General features: G+C 70.3%; 8 protein-coding genes. 2 read left to right on the plus strand and 6 right to left on the minus strand.

Going from position 1 to position 6,089, the window contains the following annotated elements; translation table 11 throughout:
- Position 1: 1 nt before the first annotated feature.
- The 5 genes from WAF18_RS08625 to tsaD form a co-directional block, all read right to left on the minus strand.
- Positions 2 to 1,027 (minus strand): 3-oxoacyl-[acyl-carrier-protein] synthase III C-terminal domain-containing protein, encoded by a 1,026-nt coding sequence (locus WAF18_RS08625; protein ID WP_337244737.1) that lies wholly within the window; start codon positions 1,025 to 1,027, stop codon positions 2 to 4.
- Positions 1,015 to 1,515 (minus strand): 2-amino-4-hydroxy-6-hydroxymethyldihydropteridine diphosphokinase, encoded by a 501-nt coding sequence (folK, locus tag WAF18_RS08630; protein WP_337244738.1) that lies wholly within the window; start codon positions 1,513 to 1,515, stop codon positions 1,015 to 1,017. The genes WAF18_RS08625 and folK overlap by 13 nt, the downstream gene beginning before the upstream one ends.
- 48 nt (positions 1,516 to 1,563) lie before the next feature.
- Positions 1,564 to 2,865, minus strand: coding sequence for a mechanosensitive ion channel family protein (locus WAF18_RS08635; RefSeq protein ID WP_337244739.1), 1,302 nt, complete (start codon positions 2,863 to 2,865; stop codon positions 1,564 to 1,566).
- A gap of 56 nt (positions 2,866 to 2,921) precedes the next feature.
- A complete protein-coding gene (gene folB / locus WAF18_RS08640) occupies positions 2,922 to 3,278 on the minus strand; it encodes a dihydroneopterin aldolase (protein ID WP_183427257.1) in 357 nt (118 codons plus the stop codon).
- Positions 3,279 to 3,397: 119 nt separating this feature from the next.
- Positions 3,398 to 4,438, minus strand: coding sequence for a tRNA (adenosine(37)-N6)-threonylcarbamoyltransferase complex transferase subunit TsaD (gene tsaD, locus WAF18_RS08645; RefSeq protein ID WP_337244740.1), 1,041 nt, complete (start codon positions 4,436 to 4,438; stop codon positions 3,398 to 3,400).
- A 191-nt stretch (positions 4,439 to 4,629) separates the two neighbouring features.
- Between tsaD and rpsU the strand changes: the two genes are divergently transcribed.
- Both rpsU and WAF18_RS08655 read left to right on the plus strand, forming a co-directional pair.
- Positions 4,630 to 4,845: a 30S ribosomal protein S21 gene (rpsU, locus tag WAF18_RS08650; RefSeq protein WP_047138278.1), complete on the plus strand. Its 216-nt coding sequence runs from the start codon at positions 4,630 to 4,632 to the stop codon at positions 4,843 to 4,845.
- A gap of 168 nt (positions 4,846 to 5,013) precedes the next feature.
- Positions 5,014 to 5,457, plus strand: a complete 444-nt coding sequence (locus WAF18_RS08655; RefSeq protein ID WP_183427259.1) for a GatB/YqeY domain-containing protein — start codon at positions 5,014 to 5,016, stop codon at positions 5,455 to 5,457.
- A 204-nt stretch (positions 5,458 to 5,661) separates the two neighbouring features.
- On the opposite strand, the gene WAF18_RS08660 is transcribed toward WAF18_RS08655, so the two are convergent.
- On the minus strand, positions 5,662 to 6,089 hold a 428-nt coding region (locus WAF18_RS08660; RefSeq protein ID WP_337244741.1), incomplete at its 5' end, for a peptidoglycan DD-metalloendopeptidase family protein.

A 6,089-nucleotide genomic window follows, 5' to 3' on the forward strand; every position in this document is an offset into this window, starting at 1 on the left:
GTCAGTACCGCAGTACCGCGCCGCCCAGCGACAGCCCGGCGCCGGTGCCCAGCAGCAGGCAGGTCTGGCCGCGCTGCAGCCAGCCCTCCGCGATCGCGTGGTGCAACGCATGCGGCAGCGAGGCCGCGACCTGATTGCCGTGCTCGGCGAGGATCCGCACCACCCGCGCTTCGGGCAGCCGCAGTGCGCGCACGATCCGGTCCAGGCCGCCGCCGGAGGCTTGGTGCGGCACGATGCAGTCGATCGCGTCCAGGCCGACGCCGGCCGATGCCAGCAGGCGCTGCAGCAGGCGCGGCAACCGGCGCCCCGCAAGCCGGAACGTCGCCGGGCCGTCCATCTCGAAGCGGTAGACATCCGGGTCGATGTCGCGATGCGTCGGATCGCCAGGTGCGATGCGCGTGCCGCCACCGCGGATCCGGCAGGCGTCGGCGCTGTCGGCATAGGTCTCCATCCGCCAGGCCAGCAGCGCCGAGTCCTCACCCGGCGCCGCGGCGCCCAGCACCAGCGCGGCGGCGCCGTCGCCGAACAGTGGCGCGGTCAGCGGGTCGTCGGCGCGCAGTCCACGCGAGGGCAGCTCGCTGGCCACGACCAGCACCCGGCGGTAGCGGCCGCTGGCGATGCCGGCCGCAACCAGGTCCAGCGCGACCAGAAAGCCCAGACAGGTCGCGTTGACATCGAAGGCCGGGATGCCCGAATCGCCGAGGCCGAGCGCACGCTGGACCAGTGCCGCCTGGCACGGAATCGGCTGTTCCATGACCGCGCAGGTGGAGACGATCGCGTCCAGCGCATCGCCACCGATGCCGGCCGCCGACAACGCCGCCTGCGCGGCGCGCGCGGCCATCCACGATGCGGTCTCGCCAGCGTCGGCAACGCCGCGCCAGGCCACGCCAGTCGCCGCCTCGCTGGCGCCGGGCGCCAGACCGAGCTGAGTGTCGAAGTCGCTGGACGGCAGCCGCCGCGCCGGGTGGTGACAGCCGCTGCCCAGGATCCGCAGTGCGGGGCCTGCGGCCTGCATCAGGCCGGACATGCGGACAGCGCGTCGATGCGCGCGAACGTCGTGTCGTGGTCGGGATGGGCGGCCCACAGCTGCGCGAGCGTGCGGCCATCGACCGGGTGGCGCAGGTCGGGCGCGATCTCGGCCAGCGGCTTGAGCACAAAGGCATGGCGCAGTTCGTCGCGCGGGATGCGCAGGTTCCCGGCGCCGGTCAGCACCCGATCGTCGTAGAGCACGATGTCGATGTCCAGCGTGCGGTCGCTGTAGCGCGGGCCACTGCGATCGCGCCCGTGCGCGTCCTCGAGCGCGTGCAGCCAGGCGTTGAGGGCGTCGGGCGGCAGGTCGGTCTCGATCGTCGCGGCCGCATTGAGGAAATCGGCGCCGTCGTAGCCCACCGCCGGAAAGCGGTAGGTCTGCGAGACGACGAGCGCGGGAAAGCGGGCGCGCAGCGCGTCCACTGCGGCGCGCAAGTGACGCTCGGGATCGAGGTTGCTGCCGAGGCTCAGGCAGGCGATGGCCATGGTGCGCTCCTGTGGGGAGCGCCATGATCGCGCATCGTCCGCTTCCGGTCAGCGGGGGCGCGCATCCTCCAGTACCGGCGCCGCACCCGCAGGGCCGTCGACGGCGGGCTCACCCTGCAGGCGGACCTCCATCGGCGCATCGCTGCGGGCCTGGAACACCCGCAGGTCGAACTCGGGCAGGATCGCCAGCAGGTGGTCGAAGATGTCCGACTGGATGCCCTCGTAGACGGCCCAGCGGGTGTCGGCGGTGAAGCAGTAGATCTCCAGCGGCAGGCCGGTCTCGGTGGGCTGGAGCTGGCGCACCAGCAAGGTCAGCTCCTGATTGATGCCGGCATGGTGGCGCAGGTAGTGCTCGACGTAGGCGCGGAACGTGCCCAGATTGGTGACCCGGCGGTGGTTCACCGGCTCGGCGCCGCGCGCGGCCAATGCGGTGTTCCAGTCCGACAGCTCCTGGTCCTTGCGGTCGAGATAGGCGTCGAGCAGGACGAAACGGCGGAAGCGCGCGATCTCGTCGGCCGCCAGGAACCGCACGCTGCGCTGATCGAGATACAGCGCGCGCTTGATCCGGCGCCCACCGCCCTCCGACATCGGCCGCCAGTTCTTGAACGCGTCGCTGACCAGCTTCTTGGTCGGCACCGTGGTCACGGTGCGGTCCCAGTTGCGCACCGTGATGGTGTGCAGGGCGATGTCGATCACGTCGCCGTCGGCATTCTGGCTCGGCATCTCGATCCAGTCGCCGATGCGCACACGACCGTCGTTGCTGATCTGCACGCTGGCCACCAGCGACAGGATGGTGTCCTGGAAGATCAGCATCAGCACCGCGGTCATCGCGCCCAGGCCGGTGACGATGTGCAGGAACTTCGCACCGATCAGCGTGGCGATCACCGAGATGCCGACCAGCACGAACATCACGATCTTGGCGACCTGCAGGTAGCCCTTGATCGGCTTGTTGTGCGCGTCGGGGCGGCGCTCGTAGTTGCGGTTGACCACGTCGAGCGCGCGCGAGATGGCCAGCGCGATCGTCACCACGACGAAGATCTGGCACAGCCGCTCGACGATCAGCACCAGTTGCGGCGGCAGGTCGGGCACGACCGCGATGCCGGCCGAGATCACCAGCGCCGGCACGATGTTGGCCAGCCGCGGGATCACGCGCAGGCGTACCTGCCGGTCGTGCTGCGCGCCGCCCAGCGACGTGCGCCGCAATACGCTGCCCAGGCCGCGCAGCAGGATGCGCTTGGTGATGAAGTTCGCCAGCCATGCCAGCAGGCACAGGGCAGCCAGCACGATCGCGCTGTAGGCCCAGGGATAGGGTGCCAGCAGGTCGCTGAGTCGTTCGAGATGGGGCTGCATCGTGCGGGAATCTCCTGTTGCGGCCGCATGGCTGCGGCGGCGCCAGGACCCGCGGATCAGTCCTGGCGACTGCGTTCGATGATCACGCCGACCGCGCGTGCACCACGCACCGCACCCGGCTTGCTGAGCTTCAATCGTACCCAACCGACATTGAACTCATCGATCACGAGCGCCGCGCAACGCTCGGCCAGCGTCTCGACCAGGCCGAATTCCGACGCCCCCACATAGTCGATCAGCCGTTTGCTGACGGCCTTGTAATCGAGCGTGCGCGCGATGTCGTCGCTCGCTGCAGGCACGCGGTTGTCGAACGCCATCTCGACATCGAACACCAGCGGCTGACGGATGCGCCGCTCCCAGTCGTAGATGCCGATCAGCGCCTCGATCTCGAGGCCTTCGATGAAGACTTTGTCCATGGGTCGGGCGGAGTGATCCGTGGGATAGAAGAAGTGAAGCGTCACAGCGGGCGACAGCTTAGCGATTGTCGCGTCGCTGGGGCGCGACGCTCGCCGTCAGCCGACGTCTCGCATCACCATCACGAAGCACGGCGCGCCAACGGCGGCAGTTGCGCCATGTCCCACCTCGGCACCACGCGCACCGCGGCGTCGCCGTGCTGGCCGGCCTGCAGGCGCAGGGCGCCAGCGAAGGCGATCATCGCGCCGTTGTCGGTGCACAGCGCCGGGCGCGGGAAGCACACCCGACCGCCACGACGCATGGCATCGGCCTGCAGCTTCTCGCGCAGGCGCAGATTCGCACCGACGCCGCCGGCCACCACCAGCGTGGTGCATCCGGTCGCGTCGAGCGCGCGCGCGCATTTGATCGCCAAGGTGTCGACGACCGCATCCTCGAAGCCGCGCGCGATGTCGGCGCGGGTCGACGCGCTGCGATCGCTGTTCTGCCAAGCCAGCAGCACCTGGGTTTTCAGACCGCTGAAACTGAAGTCCAGGCCGGGCCGGTCGGTCATCGGCCGCGAGAAACGGAATGCGCCGGGCGTGCCGGTCTGCGCCAGCGCGGCCAGTTGCGGGCCGCCGGGGTACGGCAGGCCCATCAGCTTGGCGGTCTTGTCGAAGGCCTCGCCTGCGGCGTCGTCCAGGGTCTCGCCGAGCAGCCGGTAGGCGCCGATCGCATCGACCGCGACCAACTGCGTATGCCCGCCCGAGACCAGCAGCGCGACGAACGGCGGCGCCGGGGCGTCGTCCTCCATCAGCGGCGCCAGCAGATGGCCTTCCATGTGGTGCACGCCGATCGCCGGCACGTCGAGCGCCCAGGCCAGCGAACGCGCGACGCCCGCACCGACCAGCAGCGCGCCCACCAAGCCGGGACCGGCGGTATAGGCGACACCATCGAGCGCCTCGACCTCGAGCCCGGCCTCGGCCAGGGTCTGGCGGATCAGCGGCAGCAGCTTGCGCACATGGTCGCGGCTGGCCAGTTCCGGCACGACGCCGCCGTACTGCGCATGCAGCGCGATCTGGCTGTAGACCGCATGCGCACGCAGCCCGGCGGCACCGCCCAGGGCGGTGTCGTAGACGGCGACGCCGGTCTCGTCGCAGGAGGTTTCGATGCCGAGGACGTTCATGGGGCGCAGGACTGCCGGGAAGCGGACGGAGGACGCGGGCGCCTCGCAGCGCCCGTCGGGGGGCGGCTTGCGTCAGCTGCCGGGTCCTGGCTATGATACGCGGCTCGCCGGGAGCAGACCCTCGGCAGACCCGAATTCGTCAGATTCGATCCGGCCTTCGACGGTCGGGTGCCCAGATCCCCGGAGATTCCATGCCTAGCGTCAAAGTCCGCGAAAACGAGCCCTTCGAGTTTGCGCTGCGCCGTTTCAAGCGCACCTGCGAGAAGGCCGGCGTGCTCGCCGAAACCCGCAAGCGCGAGTTCTACGAGAAGCCGACCCAGGAGCGCAAGCGCAAGGCCGCTGCGGCCGTGAAGCGTCAGGCGCGTCGCGTCTCGCGCGACGTCACCAAGCGCCAGCGCCTGTACTGATCGATCCGCGTCGGGCACCGCCTGGCGCGATCGTGTCCTGACGCAAGAGCCGGCCGCGCATATGCGCTGCCGGCTTTTTGTCGTCCCTCGTTCCCGGACCCGGCCGCGCACGGCAGGCGCCGGCACCCGTCGCAGGTCCCCCTGCCCGTTCGTCACCGAAGAACCGCCATGACCCTCAAACAGCAACTCACCGAAGACATGAAGGCCGCGATGAAGGGCGGCGACAAGCACAGCCTGGGCGTGATCCGCCTGGTCAACGCCGCGATCAAGCAGCGCGAAGTCGACGAACGCATTGAGCTCGACGACGCTGCGGTGCTCGCCGTGCTGGAGAAGATGGTCAAGCAGCGCAAGGATTCGGTGACCCAGTACGCCGGCGCCGGACGCGAGGACCTGGCCCAGATCGAGCGCGACGAGATCGCGGTCATCGAGCGCTACCTGCCCGAGAAGCTCGGCGAGGCCGAGATCGTGGCCGCAATCGAAGCAGCAAAGGCCCAGACCGGCGCCAGCAGCCCGGCCGACATCGGCAAGCTGATGGGCGTGCTCAAGCCGCAGCTGGCCGGCAAGGCCGACATGGGCGAGGTCTCGCGCCTGGTCAAGCAGTCGCTGGGCTGAGGTCGGCGGGCCGCCAACGGCCCCGCCCCCACCCGCCGCGCCATGCGCGTCGACCTCCCCCGCGTGCGGGGGAGGTGATCTGTCTTGCCTTTCGCGTTCACGGCGACACGCGCCTGCTCCCTCCCCCGCCTGCGCGGGGCATTGCGCCCTTCACGGGTGGAGGGCTGGGGTGGGGGCGGACGCTCGCGACCGACCCCGCCCGCGTCAGCGACGCTGCAGCCAGGTCGTCGGATTGACCGGCTTGCCGTTCTGGCGCAATTCGAAGTACAGGCCACTGCGGCCCTGGCCGCCGGAGTTACCGACGCTGGCGATGGTGTCGCCGCGTTTCACCGCATCGCCGGTCTTGCGCAGCAAGGCGTCGTTGTGCGCGTACAGGCTCATGTAGCCGTTGCCGTGGTCGACGATCAGCAGCATGCCGTAACCGGTCATCCACTCGGCGAACACGACGGTACCGTCGGCGACAGCCTTGACGGGGGTGCCCGCGGCCGCGCCGATCAGCACGCCGTTGCTGCTGCTGCCGTCGGGCAGCCTGCCGCCGAAGGCGGTCAGCAGCGCGCCGCTGATCGGCCAGCCCAGGCCGCCGACCTGCGGCGCCGGGGCGCGGGCGACCTGCGGCCGTGGCCGGGACGGCG

It is taken from the genome of Luteimonas sp. gir (assembly GCF_037198055.1).
Taxonomy (GTDB): Bacteria; Pseudomonadota; Gammaproteobacteria; order Xanthomonadales; family Xanthomonadaceae; genus Luteimonas; species Luteimonas citri_A.